At 41.5% G+C, this 19,728-nt stretch carries 22 protein-coding genes; 4 read left to right on the forward strand and 18 right to left on the reverse strand.

The genetic code is table 11. From position 1 onward, the window contains the following. Positions 1–33 precede the first annotated feature (33 nt). Positions 34–1,242 (reverse strand): SEC-C metal-binding domain-containing protein, encoded by a 1,209-nt coding sequence (locus E2K98_RS23605; protein WP_133338562.1) that lies wholly within the window; start codon positions 1,240–1,242, stop codon positions 34–36. A 313-nt stretch (positions 1,243–1,555) separates the two neighbouring features. Between E2K98_RS23605 and E2K98_RS32375 the strand changes: the two genes are divergently transcribed. The 3 genes from E2K98_RS32375 to E2K98_RS23610 all read left to right on the forward strand — a co-directional run bounded on the left by E2K98_RS32375 (position 1,556) and on the right by E2K98_RS23610 (position 3,474). Continuing rightward, positions 1,556–1,852, forward strand: a complete 297-nt coding sequence (locus tag E2K98_RS32375) for a CBO0543 family protein (protein WP_407921224.1) — start codon at positions 1,556–1,558, stop codon at positions 1,850–1,852. A 219-nt stretch (positions 1,853–2,071) separates the two neighbouring features. Continuing rightward, a complete protein-coding gene (locus E2K98_RS32380) occupies positions 2,072–2,476 on the forward strand; it encodes a CBO0543 family protein (protein WP_407921225.1) in 405 nt (134 codons plus the stop codon). A 164-nt stretch (positions 2,477–2,640) separates the two neighbouring features. Then, positions 2,641–3,474, forward strand: a complete 834-nt coding sequence (locus tag E2K98_RS23610; RefSeq protein WP_133338564.1) for a hypothetical protein — start codon at positions 2,641–2,643, stop codon at positions 3,472–3,474. 86 nt (positions 3,475–3,560) lie between these two features. Here E2K98_RS23610 and dmpG read toward each other — a convergent pair whose 3' ends face one another. From dmpG to E2K98_RS23670, 12 genes are all read right to left on the reverse strand, one after another. Beyond that, complete coding sequence (gene dmpG / locus E2K98_RS23615) at positions 3,561–4,589, reverse strand: 4-hydroxy-2-oxovalerate aldolase (protein WP_133338566.1); 1,029 nt, start codon at positions 4,587–4,589, stop codon at positions 3,561–3,563. A gap of 24 nt (positions 4,590–4,613) precedes the next feature. Further along, positions 4,614–5,501, reverse strand: coding sequence for an acetaldehyde dehydrogenase (acetylating) (locus E2K98_RS23620; protein WP_133338568.1), 888 nt, complete (start codon positions 5,499–5,501; stop codon positions 4,614–4,616). 122 nt (positions 5,502–5,623) lie between these two features. Next, positions 5,624–5,896 (reverse strand): iron-sulfur cluster biosynthesis family protein, encoded by a 273-nt coding sequence (locus E2K98_RS23625; RefSeq protein WP_133338570.1) that lies wholly within the window; start codon positions 5,894–5,896, stop codon positions 5,624–5,626. An 86-nt stretch (positions 5,897–5,982) separates the two neighbouring features. Beyond that, positions 5,983–6,777 (reverse strand): 2-keto-4-pentenoate hydratase, encoded by a 795-nt coding sequence (locus E2K98_RS23630; protein ID WP_133338572.1) that lies wholly within the window; start codon positions 6,775–6,777, stop codon positions 5,983–5,985. Positions 6,778–6,867: 90 nt separating this feature from the next. Then, entirely contained in the window at positions 6,868–7,647 is a 780-nt protein-coding gene (locus tag E2K98_RS23635; RefSeq protein ID WP_133338574.1) for a 2-keto-4-pentenoate hydratase, read from the reverse strand. A 62-nt stretch (positions 7,648–7,709) separates the two neighbouring features. Beyond that, complete coding sequence (locus E2K98_RS23640; RefSeq protein WP_133338576.1) at positions 7,710–9,179, reverse strand: aldehyde dehydrogenase; 1,470 nt, start codon at positions 9,177–9,179, stop codon at positions 7,710–7,712. 2 nt (positions 9,180–9,181) lie between these two features. After that, positions 9,182–9,640: a RidA family protein gene (locus E2K98_RS23645; RefSeq protein ID WP_133338578.1), complete on the reverse strand. Its 459-nt coding sequence runs from the start codon at positions 9,638–9,640 to the stop codon at positions 9,182–9,184. Next, positions 9,637–10,653: an amidohydrolase family protein gene (locus E2K98_RS23650; protein ID WP_208025413.1), complete on the reverse strand. Its 1,017-nt coding sequence runs from the start codon at positions 10,651–10,653 to the stop codon at positions 9,637–9,639. Before E2K98_RS23650 ends, E2K98_RS23645 begins: the two co-directional genes overlap by 4 nt. Then, positions 10,644–11,186 carry a 3-hydroxyanthranilate 3,4-dioxygenase gene (locus E2K98_RS23655; RefSeq protein ID WP_133338582.1) on the reverse strand — a complete coding sequence of 181 codons (543 nt, stop codon included), beginning with the start codon at positions 11,184–11,186 and terminating at the stop codon, positions 10,644–10,646. The genes E2K98_RS23650 and E2K98_RS23655 overlap by 10 nt, the downstream gene beginning before the upstream one ends. A gap of 295 nt (positions 11,187–11,481) precedes the next feature. After that, entirely contained in the window at positions 11,482–12,009 is a 528-nt protein-coding gene (locus tag E2K98_RS23660; RefSeq protein WP_133338584.1) for an FAD synthetase, read from the reverse strand. A 37-nt stretch (positions 12,010–12,046) separates the two neighbouring features. Next, positions 12,047–13,543, reverse strand: a complete 1,497-nt coding sequence (locus tag E2K98_RS23665) for a 4-hydroxyphenylacetate 3-hydroxylase family protein (protein WP_133338586.1) — start codon at positions 13,541–13,543, stop codon at positions 12,047–12,049. Between the two features lie 283 nt (positions 13,544–13,826). Next, entirely contained in the window at positions 13,827–14,591 is a 765-nt protein-coding gene (locus E2K98_RS23670) for an IclR family transcriptional regulator (RefSeq protein ID WP_133338588.1), read from the reverse strand. A 483-nt stretch (positions 14,592–15,074) separates the two neighbouring features. Here E2K98_RS23670 and E2K98_RS23680 point away from each other — a divergent pair, with 483 nt between their 5' ends. Beyond that, complete coding sequence (locus E2K98_RS23680) at positions 15,075–15,587, forward strand: flavin reductase family protein (protein WP_133338592.1); 513 nt, start codon at positions 15,075–15,077, stop codon at positions 15,585–15,587. A 166-nt stretch (positions 15,588–15,753) separates the two neighbouring features. Here E2K98_RS23680 and E2K98_RS23685 read toward each other — a convergent pair whose 3' ends face one another. The 5 genes from E2K98_RS23685 to E2K98_RS23705 all read right to left on the reverse strand — a co-directional run bounded on the left by E2K98_RS23685 (position 15,754) and on the right by E2K98_RS23705 (position 19,725). Continuing rightward, complete coding sequence (locus E2K98_RS23685) at positions 15,754–16,077, reverse strand: ArsR/SmtB family transcription factor (RefSeq protein ID WP_208025414.1); 324 nt, start codon at positions 16,075–16,077, stop codon at positions 15,754–15,756. 2 nt (positions 16,078–16,079) lie between these two features. Beyond that, positions 16,080–16,520, reverse strand: coding sequence for an SRPBCC domain-containing protein (locus E2K98_RS23690; protein ID WP_133338596.1), 441 nt, complete (start codon positions 16,518–16,520; stop codon positions 16,080–16,082). A 303-nt stretch (positions 16,521–16,823) separates the two neighbouring features. Beyond that, a complete protein-coding gene (locus E2K98_RS23695) occupies positions 16,824–17,543 on the reverse strand; it encodes a LutC/YkgG family protein (protein ID WP_133338598.1) in 720 nt (239 codons plus the stop codon). Continuing rightward, complete coding sequence (locus E2K98_RS23700) at positions 17,540–18,973, reverse strand: LutB/LldF family L-lactate oxidation iron-sulfur protein (RefSeq protein ID WP_133338600.1); 1,434 nt, start codon at positions 18,971–18,973, stop codon at positions 17,540–17,542. Before E2K98_RS23700 ends, E2K98_RS23695 begins: the two co-directional genes overlap by 4 nt. Positions 18,974–19,008: 35 nt before the next feature. Continuing rightward, positions 19,009–19,725: a (Fe-S)-binding protein gene (locus E2K98_RS23705; RefSeq protein WP_133338602.1), complete on the reverse strand. Its 717-nt coding sequence runs from the start codon at positions 19,723–19,725 to the stop codon at positions 19,009–19,011. Between the last annotated feature and the right edge of the window lie 3 nt (positions 19,726–19,728).

The following is a 19,728-nucleotide window of genomic DNA, read 5'->3' on the forward strand; positions in this document are numbered from 1 at the left end:
ATGATGTACCTATAGCGTTCAGCTTGACTTACCTTATCTTCCACAGCATTTTTTATACTTTTTCCCGCTTCCGCAAGGGCATGGATTATTTCTGCCGATTTTCTCGTTTGTTTTACCTTCAGTTTGTTTGGGGCTCGTTAAAAGTTCCGGTTTCAATGAATGTTCCCTTAGCTCAATTGGTGTATAGCCTTTCAAAAACCATTGCTTCGTGTTATTCATCAAATGAACCACTTGATCCATTATCGCTTGGACCGTTTCCAAACTTTCAAATTCAAGGACACTTCCTAAATAATGCATAACCTCATTCGGGCCGTCACCAATTCGAGTCGCATAGACACACTCTTCTACAATACTATCAGCTGCCTCCCTGTCCATTTCAAAATACAGCGTAAGGAACTGGACAAACTCCAGATAGCTTTGATTCTTTTCAACAAACCCGGCTTCCCCCGCTTTGAGAAGTTGTTTTTTAGTAAAAGGAAAAAATGCCACACTTTCTCTCATCCGGTGTTCTTGCTTCACTCTTTTTGGATCATACACTCTTATATTTGAGAAGCCTTCTTCATTAAGACTAATTTCTTTATGATAGGGATTGGCATGATGAATAACGTCAAGAAATTCCCGTAAACGTAACGGTTCTTTCGTGAAGGTTTCCAGCATCTCTGATAGTTGTGCTGTACTTAATGCTCCATAATAGTAACAAAGACCGTATGTAAGTTTGATCCACTCTGTATTTCTATTTATGATAGATGTGAACTTTTTATTATCTTCAAGGGATAAAATTGGAACAATCAGTTCATCCGGCACAGCCAATATCCTTTTTCCTTGAAAGATTCCCGTAAATATCAAACCACGTGCACGAAAATATTCGATTTGATGCGGTTCTAATTCTTGGGCAATCATATGCCCGCCATTATGGGCGATTTTTGTTAATAATCTCAAACGCTCGGCATCAAATGGAAGGCAAACCTTTTCGAGCGTTTTAGGAATCATTTCTTGTAACACTGTAACAAGTTCGGCTTTTTTCAAACTGCTGACGCCTTTTAATTCTAAATTTTTTCTGATGTTATCTAACTCACTCTTTGTCATTTTACCTAGTTGTTCCTGTAAGGTTACAGGAACATTCAAATTGCCCCAATGTTTTTGATCCTGTTTTACCTCTATATCTTTGGACACTTTTTTTAATCCAGACAAAGCCTTGAGAAGGCCTTCTTCTAATTGTTTATCCATCACGTTGTTGCTCATAAAACTCCCTACTTTCTAAATCCTCTCATTTTCGCAGAATGCAAGCCCCGACCTACTATCCGTATTTCTATTATATATATAAATAATATAATGCTTTCAAAGAAATCAATTTTACAAGAAATTTGAAAGGGAGTGAAGCGGTATTGGCTAAAATGGTAATAATGTATGAGAGACCTTAAAGACCCAGAAAAATTTGATTAGTACTATAACAGAAAATGTTTTTTCTATAAACAGGATAATTTACGCTAGTATATTTCAAACTAAGTTATAAAAAGGTGGCATATATGAAATCAGATTATTTTGTGTTGTTTTTTTGTGGATAATATTTCCAATCTCAATATGGAAAGTTATCCCTCGAAATCGACTTCGCGAAGCCATTGCGACTCTTTTGTTATTTCAGATGTTAACGTGGCTGTTCAGTATTTATCTAACCTATTTCGGCTTACTTGAATCACCCGTTCGAATTTTCAAACATGCAACAAAAATAAATTTTACGATGGAATATTTAGCTTATCCTTTTTTTGCTCTTCTGTTCCAGCTAAAATTTCCAAAAAACGCACATTTTATAAGACGTGTGTTACATTATTTTTTGGGGATAAAGAATGTATAAAATCAACGGTTCAATCTTCATTTGTCTCTAACCTTTCAAAGTCAGGATGTGCCATAATCCATATCACATAACGACGACATATCCAAAGCTCAATGATAAAATTAAAAAAGCTTCTTATGAGATTCTCCATACTAATCTTCATAATGTTTGTAAATTTCCCTATCAAAAACATAAAAGTTAGCATAATGCCATGCCTGCACTTTTATTTCTGTAGCATTCATACCAAAGGATAAAGTAAGAGAGGCCAGCGTCATCTTCCTTTTTCAACAGTGTGTTACATGGTTTGCTGGAATTCTCGCTGTGGGATTCCACTTATTAGAGTACCCTGTTCGGGAACTCGCAAAAGTGAATGGCACCAGCTTTTTATATGAGTTCTTTTTATATCCCGTCGTAACCATCTTCTTTTGTCTCTTTTACCCCAAAACCAATTCATTTTGGAAAAAACCCCTATATATAAGTGCATATTCCACAGCACTAACCTTACCTGAAGTCATCATGGAAAAGTATACAAATCTGATTTCATATATTCATTGGCAATGGTATTTTACCTGGACATCCGTTTATGCTACCTTATTTTTAGCATGGATATTTTATAAATGGTATTTTAAGTTAAATAACCACTAAATATTTTGTTCTCCCCTCTTGCCCTTTAGGTGGGCTTCTGGATATTTATGTTAAAATTCAGAGAGATGTTGTTTAAATAGCAGGAAAGGTTAGTTAAATGAAAACCAGGCACATCAATCAAAAATTGATTGTATGCACCTCATTCACTCAGGAGGGGAAACCAAGTGAAGAAGTTAAAATATTGGGGAGCGACGGCGGTTATTGGGTTGTTGATTGGAACAGCATTTTGGTGGGCAACATCCAAGGTGAAAGACCTAAAGGACCCGCTGAACAAATCGGATGCATTTGTGTATAGTGATAACGGCATACTTCATTGGTTTGAACTAACTAGTAGAAGAGGGGAAGTTAAGGGGAAACTTCACCAACAGAGATTCATAGAAAAAGCTGGGAAAGCTCCTATAATGGAAGAGAAACTATTCCCCCTGACTGGGGAAACAACTGAAAAGGGGTATAAATTCAAGTTGAATAATGGCGGGGAAATTATAAGCTATGAAGCTTGGTTTTCTGGTCCACATCTTTCAGTACAAGAGCAAGGAGAAAAAGACATCACACTTTACAATCCCGTAAATCATAAAGAACTCGATGGATATATAAAAGCGCTAAAAGACTATCACGCTGAAGAGAACGAAAATAAAAGAATAAGATACTTTTTTTCCAATCTTCGTAGTGTTTACGGCTATCTTTACACCGCTCAGGACGACTCCTTCCAATTGTTCGTCAAAATAGATGAAGCCTTACTAGAAGGCGAATTGACAGGTTACCTACTCATGATGGATGACAAGGGGAAAGAATCCAGGTATGTATTAAACGGAGTAACAGATGGGCGTTTGGTGAAGTTTTTCACTACAGTAGACGGAAAAACAACCAAATTGGAAGGCAAGTTTCATGAAGGTGCCACTGGATTCGACCTGTCGTTCTGGACGACCGACCAAAAACTATCGTTTCATGCTGTAACTAAGGAAGTATTTAAACATAGTTACAAGGAATTTAAAAATTAGTAGGCATTGAGAAATAATGTTCTTCCTATAAATGTAAGAAGGGGTGTCCCAAAAGTTTGACTTTTGGGACACCTTCATCAAAACACTTAACCCAAAACAACCTTATTCCTTTCTTTTGCAATCTCCGCAGCCACATCGACGATCATATCCTCTTGACCGCCCACTACTTTTCGTTTGCCCAATTCAACTAAAATATCACGGGAATCAACGCTAAATTTAGTAGCTGCGCGTTTTGCATGAAGGGCAAAACTTGAGTACACACCTGCAAACCCGAGAGTTAAGCTATCTCTTGTAATTTCTTGCGGCACTTGCAAAATGGGTGCAACAATATCTTCCGCCAAATCCATCATTTTATATAAGTCTACCCCTGTTTTAATTCCCATTCGTTCACAAACGGCAACAAGTACCTCTGTTTGAGTATTACCGGCACCTGCTCCTAAACAGCGTACACTGCCATCAATCCGAGTCGCACCCTCTTCAATTGCCACAAGTGTGTTGGCCATGGCAAGTGACAAATTATTATGGCCGTGGAAGCCGACATGAATCCCTACCGATTGCTTAAGGGCGCGAATACGTTCACGAACCTGGTCTGGAAGCAAATAGCCTGCTGAATCAACAACATATACGGTGTCAGCTCCATAGTTTTCCATTAATTTTGCCTGCTCAACAAGTTTGTCTACTGGGGCCATGTGGTTCATCATTAAGAAACCGACTGTTTCCATTCCTAATTCTTTTGCATAGGCAATATGCTGCGGTGCCACGTCTGCTTCTGTTACATGTGTAGCAATACGGGCCATTTTTGCACCTAAATGGGCGGCTTCTTTTAATTCATGCAGTGTACCGATACCTGGTAATAGAAGAACAGCAATTTTCGACTTGTCTGCTACTGAAACCGCCGCTTCGATTAATTCCATTTCATTTGTCCGTGAAAGACCATATTGTAAGGAAGATCCAGCTAAACCGTCACCATGAGAGACTTCAATAAAAGGAACATTTGCATCATTTAATGCTTTTGTTACGCTAAGTACTTGATCTACCGTATATTGATGATTAATGGCGTGGCTTCCATCTCGCAGCCCTACTTCTGTAATGAGAATATCTCTTTCAATTGGCATGGTTTTTTTGCCCCTTTCTACAGCTTAAACTGTTTCTTTCGTTAATAATTTTTTCGCGAACGCCTCTGCAATTTTCACACCAGCTGATGTCATGATATCAAGGTTACCAGCATATACAGGCAGGTAGTCACCAGCTCCTTCTACCTCAAGGAAGATGGTTACTTTATTTCCGTCAAAAATTGGTTCGGTGCGCACGCGATAACCCGGGACATACGATTGAACAACTTTCTCCACTTCCCTGATAGAGTTCCGAATCGCTTCTTCATCCATTTTCCCTTCCTCTACAAGCGTGTAAACGGTATCACGCATGAGGATTGGCGGTTCAGCAGGGTTTAAGATAATAATCGCCTTCCCTTTTTTAGCACCGCCAACTACTTCTATCGCACGAGCGGTTGTTTCTGTAAATTCATCAATATTGGCACGAGTTCCCGGCCCCGCACTCTTACTTGCAATCGTCGCAACAATCTCAGCATATTCGACTGGCGCTACTCGGTTGACGGCATGGACCATTGGGATCGTTGCCTGACCACCGCAAGTAATCAGATTGATATTGTCCTTATCTAAATGCTCTTCAATGTTTACGGCTGCGCAGACTAAAGGTCCTATCGCCGCTGGAGTCATATCAATAACCTTTATTCCCGCTTCTTTTAACACCTTTGCATTATATAGATGGGCTTTTGCGGAAGTGGCATCGAATACAATGTCTGCTTTTAATTCCGGGTCTGCCAAAAATCCATCAATTCCTGTATCAACCCCGGCATACCCTAATTCCCTTGCACGGCGTAAACCGTCAGATTGTGGATCAATTCCGATTACAGCAATCAGCTCTAAAAATTTAGAGCGTGCTAATTTGATCATTAAATCTGTTCCGATGTTCCCTGAGCCTAGGATCGCAACTTTTACTTTTTCCATCCTATTTTCTCCTCCTATATCAAAAAGAGTTGAGGTTGATTTCCGCTCCAATCAACCTTTCATAAAAACTATTTATAAACAATAATCTTCTAGAAAACAGCCTTTGAAATAATTAATCCAAACTAATGTAATACCTCAAATTGTTTAAAACCGGTTTTGTCTGGTAAAAAATCTAATGTTTTATGATTAAAATAATGGCACTCACCTTGATCAATGATAAAATGCAGACCATCCAACATCACTTCTGTATCATTAGGCTGAATCGAATCTTCCAGCGTTAATTTTACTTTCATGAAACAACTTTTCCGCATCTGCAGGCGGATCAATGAGTTTTCATCTGAAGAATTCAATCTATTTTGCAGTTCTATTTTTGCTGCATTCGTTACAGTAAACATATAATCACCCTTATAGAAACAACTCCGGAATCATAAAGCAAAGGGACAGTTCTTTCTGCTTCCTTAAAAAGAACAGTCCCCATGCTTCATTCCTTGCAATACATCGAAACACTGCCTAATCCTTCGAAATTGGCAATGACTGAGTCACCCGGTTTAAACGCGATTGCTTCTGACATGGCTCCGCTGAGGATGATATCTCCCTTTTTCAGTCCTCTCCCGCGGGCCCCTAATTCATTTACCGCCCAGGCGATAGCTGTTGCCGGATGCCCTAATACCGCAGCGCTCGAACCTGTTTGCGCCACTTCACCGTTTTTGGACATCACCATGCCGATGTTTCCTAAATCAATCGCCCCAGGCGCGACCCATTTACTTCCGACTACAAATTTAGCCGAAGAACAATTATCTGCAATAACATCAACTAAGGTAAAGCGAAAATCCTTATACCGGCTATCAATCACTTCCAGAGCGGGAGCAACATATTTGGTTGCCGCTAACACGTCTTCCTCAGTGATGTTTTCACCTTGTAAATCTTTATCCAGCAAAAAGGCAATTTCCGGTTCCACCTTTGGATGGATCAAGCCCGAATAGGAAATTCCCTCCCATTCAAAGCCGAGCATATCTTGATGCAGATAACCGTAAATCGCTTCATTCACGCCCATCATGACTTGTTTCGCTTTACTTGTTAATCCTAATTTCAGACCAACTGTTTTGCTTCCGGATTCCGCTAGTTTACGGGCAAGCAAGCCATCCTGCAGTTCATATGCTTCCTTTACTGTCAACTCCGGATATTCGTCCGTCACTTTAATGACTTCCCGTGCATCTCGCTCTGCCGTATATAAATACTCGATAATTTCTTTGTGTTTATCCACTAGTAGAGTCATAATTTATGCCCTCACTTTATTTAGTTTCAACCGCCAGGCTTCCACCTGCGGGTCTGCTTCAACTTGAATTTTAGAATCCAGTAAAACCAATTATTCAAAATGAACAGTCACGGATCCCAGTGCACCAAAGTCGGCCTTAATTGTGTCTCCGGCTTTAACCGGTACAGCGGCAGATAAAGCTCCTGGTAAAATGATTTCATCTTTTTTCAAGGAGATTCCGAATTCATGTAATTTGTTGGCAAGCCAGGCAATCGCATGCGCCGGATGGCCAAGTGCGGCCGCACCTGCGCCTGTTGCCACAAGCTCCTCATTCTTAAATAGAGACATGCCGGCCGCACGCAAATCCACACCATCAAGCTCGGTGAATTTGTCACCCACCACAACTTTTGCGGATGATCCATTATCTGCTACTGTATCGATTAATTTAATCTTCCAATCCTTCACACGGCTGTCAATGATTTCAATCGTCGGGACAACATATTTTGTCGCCATTATCACATCTAAAAAAGTAATATTGGGACCGGTTAAATCCTCCGCTAGCACAAAACCGATCTCTGCTTCAATCTTTGGCGAAATCAATGAATCAACCTTTACGGCTTCCCCATTTTCCACCCGCATATCATCCAGCAAATGACCGTAATCCGGTTCATTTACATTCAGCATTTTTTGCATAGCCGAACTGGTTAATCCTACCTTTTTCCCGATCACCTTTTTCCCTTGCACCAACTTTGCATTTACGGCCTCCAGCTGAATCTGATAGGCATCCTCCACCGTTAAGTCCGGATCACGGTCCGTCAAGGCAGGGACAGCCTCCCTCGTTTCCTCCGCCTTCAATAGCTCACTTGCAAAATCAATCGTTCGTACTGCCACTAGAAAAACCTCCTAAGAAACGATAAACAAAAGGTGAACAAGGCGCCTTTCGCTTATCTCCATTATTTTTTCATTGTGATGGTTTTCGCTTCCGTGTAGAAATCGAAACTGTGACGGCCGCCTTCCCGGCCGATGCCGCTCGCTTTTGCACCGCCAAATGGTGTACGCAAATCACGGACATACCAGCAATTTACCCATAATAATCCTGAGAATACTTGAGATGTCACGCGGTGGGCGCGCTTTAAATCGTTTGTCCAAACCACCCCGGCCAATCCGTAGATGGAATCATTAGCAATTTGGATCGCTTCTTCTTCTGTCTTAAATGGAATGATCACTGGGACAGGACCAAAGATTTCTTCCTGTGCAACGCGCATTTTATTATTCACATCATAAAGTACAGTCGGTTCATAGAAGTTTCCTTCTGTTAGGCCCGCAACTCTCTTACCGCCAGCCGCAAGCTTTGCACCCTCTGATAAACCGATTTGTACATACTCATCAACTGATTCTAAATGCCCCTTAGACACAAGCGCTCCCATATCTGTCGATTCATCCGTTGGATTTCCGACTTTAATTTTCTTAACTGCGGCAACGAACTTCTCTAAGAACTTGTCGTAAACACTTTCTTGAACTAGAATTCGGGAACCGGCTAAACATATTTCCCCCTGGTTGCGGAAAATCGCTTCAATTGAACCGGCAACGGCTTCGTCTAGATCAGCATCTTCAAAAACGATATTGGCCGATTTGCCACCAAGCTCAAGTGAAACAGGGATTAAATTTTCAGCTGCATTTCGCATGACGGTTTTCCCTGTATTCGATTCACCGACAAAAGAAATTCTCCGGACGGATGGATGGGATGCCATCACATTGCCGACCGTGCTCCCCGGACCGGTAATGATATTCAGGACACCTGGCGGTAATCCAGCTTCATTCGCAATTTCACCAAGTAAAACCGCGCTTAATGGTGTATAAGAAGCTGGTTTAATCACTACTGTATTTCCCGCTGCAAGTGCGGCCGACGCTTTCCAGGTCATCTGCATAAACGGCAGGTTCCACGGAATGATTAAGCTGGTGACTCCTGCAGGTGCATACTGAACATATGACATATGACCGCTCATATCAAAATGCTCGTGTACCATGTATTTCGCCATTTCGGCAAAGAAGCGGAAGTTCTGCGCGGCGCGAGGGATATCAAACCCGCGGCTTTCCTTAATCGGCTTACCGACATCCAATGTTTCAATCATGGCCAGCCGGTCGACATTTGCCATGATTAAATCCGCCATTCTGCAGAGGATCCTTGATCTTTCTTCTACAGGCATATTGCTCCAAACTCCACTTGCAAATGTGCGCTGAGCCGTTTCGATGGCAAGCTTGGCATCCTCCTGTCCGCCATTTGCCACGGAAGCATGCTTCTGATTTGTTGCTGGATTTAAAGAATCAAACGTTTCCCCCGAAAGAGCGTCCCGATATTCTCCATTGATAAACAGTTTTGCATCTTGAATGATCGTATTTTCAACAACTAATCCATTTGCCACATCTATTCCTCCTGCTCCTCAATCTCAAGAATCATTTCAATTTCAATTGCTGTATTGTTCGGTAATTGTGCAAATCCTACTGCTGAACGGCCATGCTTCCCTTTTTCTCCGAAAACCTTCATGATTAGATCGGATGCACCGTTCATGACTTTCGGATGGTCGGTAAACTCTTCCGTACTATTGACCATCCCGAGCACTTTGACGAACTGCTTTACCCTGCTTAATTCGCCAATTTCATTTTTCACAACACTTAAAAGGTTCAGCATCGATTGCTGTGCAGCTAAGTATCCTTCTTCCACTGTTAACTCTCTTCCCAGTTTGCCGTGGTATTGATCCACACCTTGACCAGCGGTGAACAGCAGATTCCCCGTTCTGACACAGCCGACATAATCTCCATGTGCAGGACGTAATGGTGGCAATTCTAGCCCTAATTCTGCCAGCTTTTCTTCCGGTGTACTCATGATTTAACCTCTTCCTTTATTTCAATATTTAGAAAGGCGAGGGCATTTCTGCCTAATATATCCTGTTTTTGCCCTTCCGTAAGCTCCACGGTTTGATCAACAACATTTCCAGGAGGAATCTCTCTTAATAAAAATGGATAATCGGATCCCATGACAATTTTTTCATGGCCAAAACGGTCGGCCAAATATTTAATGTTCAACGGATCATAATTCAATGAATCAAAATAAAAGTTCTTCGCATAATGGCTTGGCGGCTTGCTTATCACTCGTAAATGCGGCCATACCTTCCACCCTTGATCCAAGCGAGGTAAGATATAGGGGAAGGATCCTCCGCCATGAGCGAAACAAACTTTGAGACCTGGGAATTTCTCAATCACACCGCCGCAGATTAAACTAGCGGCAGCAAGAGCTGTTTCACTTGGCATGCCGACTGTGTACATGAAATTATGGCGCGGCATCCGCTCTCTGCCTAATGTTTCCCATGGGTGAACAAATAACGGCACTCCCCATTTTTCTGCCATTTCGAAGAACTTCGTAAAGTACGGATCATCCAAGTTTTTCCCATTAACATTTGTCCCAATTTCGATTCCTTTTAAGCCAAGTTCATGAATGCAGCGATCCATTTCGCGAATGGAGGCTTCCACATCCTGCATTGGCACCGTACCTAATCCGACAAAACGGTCCGGATACTTCTTCACGGTTTCCGCAATAAAGTCATTCTGGATTTTCGACATTTCTTCAGCGGCGCCGGGCTCTGCCCAATAAGAGAATGTCACAGGAATTGGTGACAATACCTGAATATCGACCCCTTCTTCATCCATATCCTTGATTCTTTTTTCAGGATCCCATACCTGATCCGTTACTTCGCGGAACACCTTCCCGGCCACCATAATATTTGCACCGCAGGAACATGTTTTCTCGAGCGTCGGCCAGCGTTCGCCTCCAAATTTTTCAACGAAGTTGGGAATGTGTTCAGGAATGATGTGTGTATGAAAATCTACTCTCATTTCCATAACCCTACTTCTTCAGACATGACATGCCCACATTTTTCACAAGTGCGAAGGTCTGGGCTGCTATTGAATTCTTGAATGGCTCCTTTAACCTGCGTTTCAATATCTGTTAATTGAACCGTTTTACGGTGCATTTCATGATCACAGTTATCACAGAACCAAACGAAGTCTTCCAGTTCCCCTTGGTCACGTTTTCGTTCAATGACTAGACCAAAGGTATCCGCAATACGGTGAGGGGAATGCGGAACATTCGCTGGCAGCATGAAAACTTCCCCCTCTTTCACTGTAACGACTTCACGTTTTCCATTGTTAATGACTTCTACAAAGCAATCGCCTTTGATTTGATAAAAGAACTCATCTGAAGGATCAACATGGAAATCGCGGCGTTTGTTCGGTCCGCCAAGAATCATACAAATAAATTCGGAGTCTTCCCAAAGCACCTTATTGTTTACCGGCGGCTTAAGCTGATCCTTATTTTCTTCAATCCAGTTTAATAAGTTAAACGCTTTCAACTTTCTCATAGTAGATTTTGTCATTTTACATTCCCTCCGATTTTTAATCTATTTTGTATAGAAAATTACCAAAGAAATCTATGAGCCTTGGAATTTACTAAGTTTCTAATCCGAGTATAATGAAAAAGCGCTTTCAAGATCATTCACTTTTTTCATATTATGAAATTAGTCAAATTTTTCGAGAAATATTTATTTTGTATTTATAACTCTTTTTTCTCCAATGCCCTAAAACAATCCTTGAAATGCTAAAAAGGCACAACTTAGTCAATGCTAGCTGTGCCTTTTTTACGATTAAACTTTCATTTATCTGATTATTCCCTTATGTCCATCCGAGTAGCGGAACTGCTTGCTCCTGCTTACCCTGTAAAATAAGCTCTCTAATTCTGGTAGAGGAAATCCTTTCTCCATCTGTGCTGCAAATAGGGTTGATTGATTGGACCGGAAAATGTTCTTTTAATAATTGAACATCTCCTGAGCGTTTATGGCCGAATCGAAAATCATCCCCGACGAAAATTTTTGCAGGGTTCAATAACGATAGCTCTTCAAGGAAATCATCTGCTGTCCGCTGAAGATATCTTTCATTAAACTGTGCAACAACGACATGCTCTACTCCTAAACTTTTTATTAGTTGAATCTTTTTCTCCGGGCTAGTCAATATTTTCGCACCTTGAAAATAAGAACGCGGGGGCGGATAAAAGGTATAAACGACACTCGGCAACCCTTCCACTTGGCTGTCTTTTACCATCTCTCGGAGGACAGACTGATGTCCGCGATGTACTCCATCGAAGGCACCTATCGCAATGACGGAACCATTTAATTTTAGCCCTTCAGTCTGATGGATTTTCAAGCAAATTCCTCCTTACCCTTGAATGTTTTAGTGTCATTTACACCTTTTGCATTTTCGCCTTATATTCCTCCGACATCAACAGGGATTCTTCCAATGCCCGTTCAACACGCGGATAGGAAGGATTGTTTCTCTTATGGACATTGTAGAACATTCCCATTTTACGGACTGGGTCACCGGAATAATAACGCTCATATTGCAGCAGTCTTTGACCAAATGCCTCCCCGCATAAATCCCAGGCTAACTTGAATAATCTCACTCTTTTTTCAGAAGTAACACCCTGACGGCCGACATAATATTTCTCCATGTCTAGAGCTAGTTCCGGATTTACAAAGTCTGCACCCGTTGGTGACATTAAGAGGCCGCCTGCACCAATCGTCTGTAATATTTCAATGGCCCTAGGATACAGTTTCGGAAGCAATCCCCTGATCGTTTCGAATGGCACAATGTTTGGTAATGCTTCTCCTTGCTCTGTAATCGTATATTCATACTCAGCAATTCGCGCCAATGCTCTGATGGTCTCGACGCCTTGAATTAGCTCAGATAATTGATTTTGAACATTTAAGAATCCGTCTACACCAATAGCATCAGCTACAGAACATGCCACATCCGTTACAAATGAAAGCTTACATAATCCTCTAACGGCAGACTGATGGGCTGGCTGTAGGTTTGCACCCGTTTTAGGATAGAGTAAATTCCCTGCCTCTACATTTTGGTTAATAAATACCCGTTCCCATGGTACAAGAACATCATGAAATACTAAAATGGCATCCATTTCTTCAAATCGTGACGCCAATGGATGATCCCAAGTCGATCGTTTCCCATCCTGAGTTTCCTCTCGGCAATAGATGCTAAGTCCAGGAGTATCAAGTGGAAGGGCAAATGAGATGGCATATTTATCATCACCTGGCTTAAAGCCGGGATAAGAGTAAACAATTACCTCATCCGTAATAGGTGCAAGTGTTGCTAACATTTTAGCACCGCGTACAATTAATCCATCTTCGGTCTCTTTTACTACACCCAAGTGAGTAAACTCATCATTTTGTTCAAATGAAGCCTTGCTGCGATCATTCTGAGGATTTACGATGGCATGTGTAAGAAACAAATCATGATCTCTTATATATCGGTAATAGTTAACAATGTTATCGCCATATTGTTCACCATACTGCCGGAAAAACCAATCGTTTGTTGCCATCGATGTTACGACAATATTTAAAAAATCTGGTGTTCTCCCCATCAAACCAAAAGTGGCCTCAGCCCACACTTCGAAAAGCTGTCTGCGAGCCTTAAGATCATCACCATTTCTTGGAATGAGGAAACCGTTATTCACCCGTTCGCCAGTCTCCTCACAAATATGTGTAATTTTATCTTGATATTCAGGGTCATGCTGCAGATCGTACAACTTGGCAATCTCCTGGATTGGCTGTTTGAATACTGGATGGTTGACCAAATCTGTGATTCTTTCACCACGAAGCCACACCTCTGGAGTACGAGATTCCAATGCATTAATATATTGTTCTCCTGTTCTAATACCCATTCTTAATTCCCTCCAAATTTTATAAGTTTCAGCTATAAAAATGACGGATTGGCCAACTTCCACCATACAGAGGAAACAGCATATTCGTAACGTTTAAATAAATGGCAACGTTTACATAACTGCCATTTATTAAACTTTCAATCCACCAATCTCTATCACTTGTTTATCACTATACAAAAAAGTTCATTACACTTCGCTTAAGTGATTTAAAATAGTGAAACATTATGAAAATTTAGGGAATTTTTTTACTCGTTAAAACGTTTAAGGAATTTTACCCTTTGATTTATTTCCTATTATCCCTTTTCAACTCAATGTAGCCTAACTCACGGGAAATCGCTTTAGCAGTATGTACAACGCTTTGGATAATGTGTGCGCGATGAAGTCCTTTCATATAGCTTATTGGACCAACTAAGTTAATCGAAGCAATGGTTTCCCCCGAATAGGAGAAAATGGGAGCAGCTATAGCATAGGTGCACGTATCATTTTCATTATCGCTTATTGCATAACCTTGTTCCCGAATCGATTTCAAATCCCTTTCAAGCAATTTGACATCCGTAATCGTGTTCAAACCTTGTCTTGTTAATCCTTTTTCGACTGTCTTTTGAAGGTATGCCTTATTGTAAGCAAGCAATGCTTTTCCTGCACTCGTACAATAGGCAGGATTTCTTGCCCCGAGATAGGTTGGCACTGAATCAATATCTTTTGAAGAAAATCTTAAAACATGGATTACATCTCCCTGATCAAACATGGAGATGTGCGCTGTCCCATTAAATCTTTCTATTAATTCCTTCACTAACGGCATTGCTTTATCATAAAAATCCTGCTGAAACATTACTTGATTATTCCACTCAAAAATCTTCCAGCCTAGTCTATACTTTTTATCTTCATCTCTTATTAAAACTCCCTCCTTGCAAAGGGTTTTAATAAGATGATGTGTAGTACTTATGCTTAATCCCAGCTTTTCTGCAATCTCCGCATTTCCAAGCACTGGATCGTCCTGAGTAAAACAATTTAAAATTTGACATGCCCTGCTAACTGAAGTAATCAAAATGACTCACGCTCCTATTTTTATTTAATCCTTCTTCAAAAAAATAAATAAGAGGAAATCTAACTATCGAAAAATTCAAAATACACGCATAATAGTACTATAAAATAGGTTAACTTCTATTAGCAACTTTTAAATTGTAAAAACCTTCTTTTATTACCTTCGCCATGCCTTTAAAAGTTTGGCTTTGTTAAAGAACAATGTTGATGTTTAAACAAAGTTGATTGGAGCGGAAGGTGCGAGACTCCTGCGGGAGCAGCGGGACAGGTGAGACCCCACAGGCGCTAAAGCGCCGAGGAGGCTCACCGCCCGCCCCGCGGAAAGCGAGCATCCTGGAGCGGAAATCAACAACCACGTTTAACACAGCCAAAAGTTTCATAAAAGAATTTCATACATTTCACAATGTTAAATGCAAAGATAAATCCCTCATAATATTCAGATTATAATAATATAAAGTCAAAATTTATTTTTAAAGGAGAAAGATACATGCAAAAAGAAATGAATCAGGATTTATTCAAACAAATTATGGGCAACTACCCGACCGGTGTAACAATCGTTACCACAACAAAGGAGGATGGGACACCAGTTGGGCTGACAGTAAATTCATTTGCTTCCGTATCGCTCGAGCCGCTAATGGTTCTTTGGTCTATTGATCACAGATCGTCCTTACTTAAGGAGTTTAAAGAAGGTGGGAAATTCACTGTTCATGTATTAGCAGAAGATCAGGTTGAACTTTGTAAAACGTTTGCGACGAAACATGATGACCGTTTCAGTACATGTGATTGGGAGATATCGAGCAACGGATTGCCTATTATTGATGGAGTGCTTGGAGTATTTGAATGTAAAACATTTAAAGACATTGAGGCGGGGGATCATACAGTTTTCATAGGGGAAGTTACTGACCTTCAAATCAATAAAGAGAAAGATCCAATGCTGTATCACCGTAGAAATTTTGGCCCTATTCCGAAAGAGTTTTATCAGCCAAAGCAAACTATGTAGATTGATAAAAAATACGCAAGCGCCTTGGTCAGTACCGACAAACATAAGCCAAGCCGGTGAGAAGGTTGTTCTTTAAACCTCTTGACGGACTGGCTTATGACCTAGAGGTGCTTGGGTGCTTGCGCTAGACCATTCTCAAAGAAAGATTCCTGCTGCTATAGAGAAATCATTCCTCCATTTCTGCTCTGTGTTTAATTGCCTTCAATTTCCTGTCCCAATCATTTGCAAGGTTTGCCATCCATTGAGCCGTCGATTCTATTGGTTGTGTGCAGACTGTATAACGCATCTCACGCCCTACACGATTACAAGTTACTAGTCTAGCCTTCTCAAGAACCCACAAATGTTTGACCACCGCTTGGCGGGATATCGTTACTTGAGTAGCTAAAGCCGTTGCAGAGGCTTCTCCATACGCTGCGAGGATATCGAGCAACTGACGACGGGTGGAATCTGCGAGTGCCGCCAAAACTTGTTCGTCTTGTTCCTTATCCAATTTCATTCCACCGTCTTCTCAGCACGTTGGCGTAAGTAATCTAGCTGCTGCTTCCATCCATCCGAATTTTCTCTAAAAAACTTCATTCGTTCATCATGTGTGGTGGTTAAATTAGCAAAACCACTTTCCACCACACGTAGCATAGTGCCTTCATCTTTAGCAGTCAAAGTAAACTCAACCAATGTGGAATTACCTTCTCTTGGCTCCTCACCAGGAAAGGAGCTTGCCCATCGACATGCTAAATAGTTTGGTGGATCCATTCTCTCAATCTCCACTGGAAAATTGCCGAACCTTGTTTCCGCAACCACACGTTTGCCATCAACATGAACAGAATTCGGACCTGGGGCATCGCCAACCCACCAGGCTGGCTCGCTAAATAACAACCAAACCTTTTCCAGTGGCGCAGCAATGAATATCTCTCGCTCAATTTGATCATTTTCCATCTCATAATTCCTCCTCAATTTAATCTGCAACCACATGGTAGCACATTTTGAATTTCCATGCAACTAATCGGTTGCACTGCTTTCGTTACTGTGCTTGGAAACAAACGGGGATACAACTTTCACTTCTCACAAAATCGTCCGCGAGTTCGTCAGAAGTTAAAGAAATTTATCGCTATTTATTTTCACCTGGAAACAAAATTGCCCATTACGAGTTCCCGTAGCCTGAAATCCTTTTCCGAAATTGACTTTAGGTCTGAAGGAAAAAGGGGCCGTCTCTATCTAGGACCGCCCCCTCATCCAAAATTATAAGTCGTTAATCACAATATAAGTAGCCTTTATCGGACCATGTACGCCGACAACCAGATTCAACTCAATATCGGCTGAATTACTTGGACCGGTAATAAAATTGATGCAGGACGCCACATGTCCGGTCTTTTGATAGATTTCCCGCATTTTTACTGCCGCCTGTGTTGCCCTTGGAACAAGAGTGCTTTTTGGAATCAGCATAATCGATGTAGCCGGTAAAAAACTAACCGTCCTACCCTTGTCCTTGTCGCTAAACAAAACCACTGTTCCAGACTCAGCAAGGGTAATTTCACTAATGGTAATGCCGACATTTGCGTTTTCTGCTTTTTGAACATTCTCCTCGCCTAATTTGTAATCCCATTCAAACACATCAATCTTCTCAGAAGGCCACTTCTCCTTCATTAAGGAATCAAGCCCCCACTTCGAGAACCGTTCGTCTTTCCACGTCACAACCGGGCCTCCGCCGTATTCAGCGACTACATCATTTACAATCCCCGGCAGCTCTATTAAATCAGTAGTAAAAATTTTCGTATGGATTTTCTTACAATGCTCCTTTAAAATCTCCAGCAGTTCATCCTGCGTTGCATCCTTAAATACTTCATATTGCGGCTGGAATTTCCAGTTCGGCTTTTCAATCGGAGCGGAAATTCGCGGCCGGTTCAGCTGACTGGCAATTTGATTTAAGAATTTATCTCGATTATGGATAGTGCCAATCATAGTTTTTTGTCTCCTTTATCGCGATTATTAAACCAATCTCTGAATCTCTCTTTATTCGGGGCAGGGAAATCTCGAATATCCGTCCAAGCTTTAAGCGGTCCCGGTCCTTTGGAGATTTTATCCCCCGAGGTAAATGGAGACATGGCGGCTGGCGCGATTTTTGAACCAAATTTATAGAGTGTTGGAGAAGCAGCCCCAAGACCGAATGCCTTCATTAATAATTTTTCTGAAACAGGTGCTTTGCCTTCTTTTTCAACAATGACTTCACGGTGTTTATGCAGCAGGTTGTGCAGAGGAATTTTCACCGGACATACTTCTGTACAGGCACCGCAAAGGGTAGAAGCATATGGAAGCTCCTTGTATTCATCATAACCACCAAGCAATGGTGTGAGTACGGCACCAATTGGTCCAGGATAAATTGAACCATAAGAGTGACCGCCAATATGACGATACACCGGACAAACATTAATGCAGGCGGCACAGCGGATACATTGTAATACCGACTGAAATTCACCACCAAGAATATTCGATCTGCCATTATCAACAATTACCAAATGGAAATCCTCAGGTCCGTCAACATTCAATTCCTCACGAGGCCCTGTCAATACAGTAATATAACTGGTTAGCTTTTGCCCAACAGCATTTCTTGTTAGCAGGCTGACGAGTACTTCCATTTCCTCAAAGGTTGGCACAATCCGCTCCATCCCCATGACGGTAATTTGCGTTTTCGGCAGCGCCGTTACTAAATCAGCATTTCCTTCGTTTGTAACTAGACTGAAGGAACCTGTTTCAGCAACCGCAAAGTTACAGCCCGTTATCCCAATATCCGCTTCCAAAAATTTCTCGCGGAGGGTGACACGTGCTTGATAGGCAAGTTCTTCAGGTTTTGATGTTTTCGTATACCCTAATTTCTTTTCAAAAACTTCGCGAATTTGTTCTTTATTTTTATGCAAGGCAGGTACAACGATATGGGACGGCGGATCATGATCGTCCAGCTGGAGAATATATTCACCAAGGTCCGTTTCAACGACCTCACAGCCTTCCTCATGCAGCAGAGCATTTAAGCTGATTTCTTCTGTTACCATCGATTTGGATTTGACAACCTTTTTTGCCTTTTTCTTCTGGACAACACTTCTAATATATTCATTTGCTTCTTCCTTAGTTTGTGCAAAAAAGACGTGCCCGCCACGTTTTGCGACATTTTCACTCAGCTGCTCCAGGTAATAATCCAAATACTCCAGAACATGCTGCCGGATTTCTTCACCGTGATTGCGCCAATCTTCCCAGTTGCTCATTTCATCAGTTGTCACTGCCCTGCGCTTCAAACCCATTCCATCCTGTGCACCGGCAACTGCACCGCGCATGAAATCATCGTGTATTCCATGGTCAACACGTTCCTTAAATTGCTCCGTGCCAATTTTCATTGCCATAGGAAATCCCCCCATTTTTTAAAAAAATAAATGCATTAACGGCTGTTTAATACTTCGGCAATATGCAGCACTTTTACCGGTTTCCCCAATCGTTCCATCCTGCCGCCGATATTCATCAAGCAGGCTCCGTCCGCTCCCACCAGGTACTGTGCTCCGGTTTCTTCTACGTGCCGGACCTTCTCATCGACCATCTGCTCCGAAATTTGTGCCATTTTAACTGAAAATGTGCCGCCAAATCCGCAGCATTGTTCTTTACCAGGTAATTCGGTGAACTGTAAGCCTTTAACATTTCTTAACAAAATCATAGGCGGTTCTTTTACGCCTAGTAATCTGGTCATGTGGCAGGAAGTATGATACGTTACATTGCCTACAAATCTTGCACCGACATCTTCTATTTTTAAAACCTCGACGATAAATTGTGTCAGCTCATAGGTTTTGTCTGCTAATGCCTTTGCCTTTTGCTCCCATACAGGGTCGTCTGCAAAAACATGAGGATACTCATGGAACATAAAAGCACATGAACCAGATGGTGAAACTACATATTCGGCGTCACTAAACGTTTCAATCATACGTTTCATGGCTTCTTTTGATTCCTTCACATAACCGCTGTTGTATGCAGGCTGACCACAGCAGACCTGCGATTCCGGGAATTCCACTTCACATCCAAGTCTTTCAAGCAGTTCAACCGTTGCCTTCCCCACATTGCCTTGGAACATATCGACGATACAAGTTGCAAAAAGAGTAACCTTCATTTT

This window comes from Bacillus salipaludis, assembly GCF_004358205.1.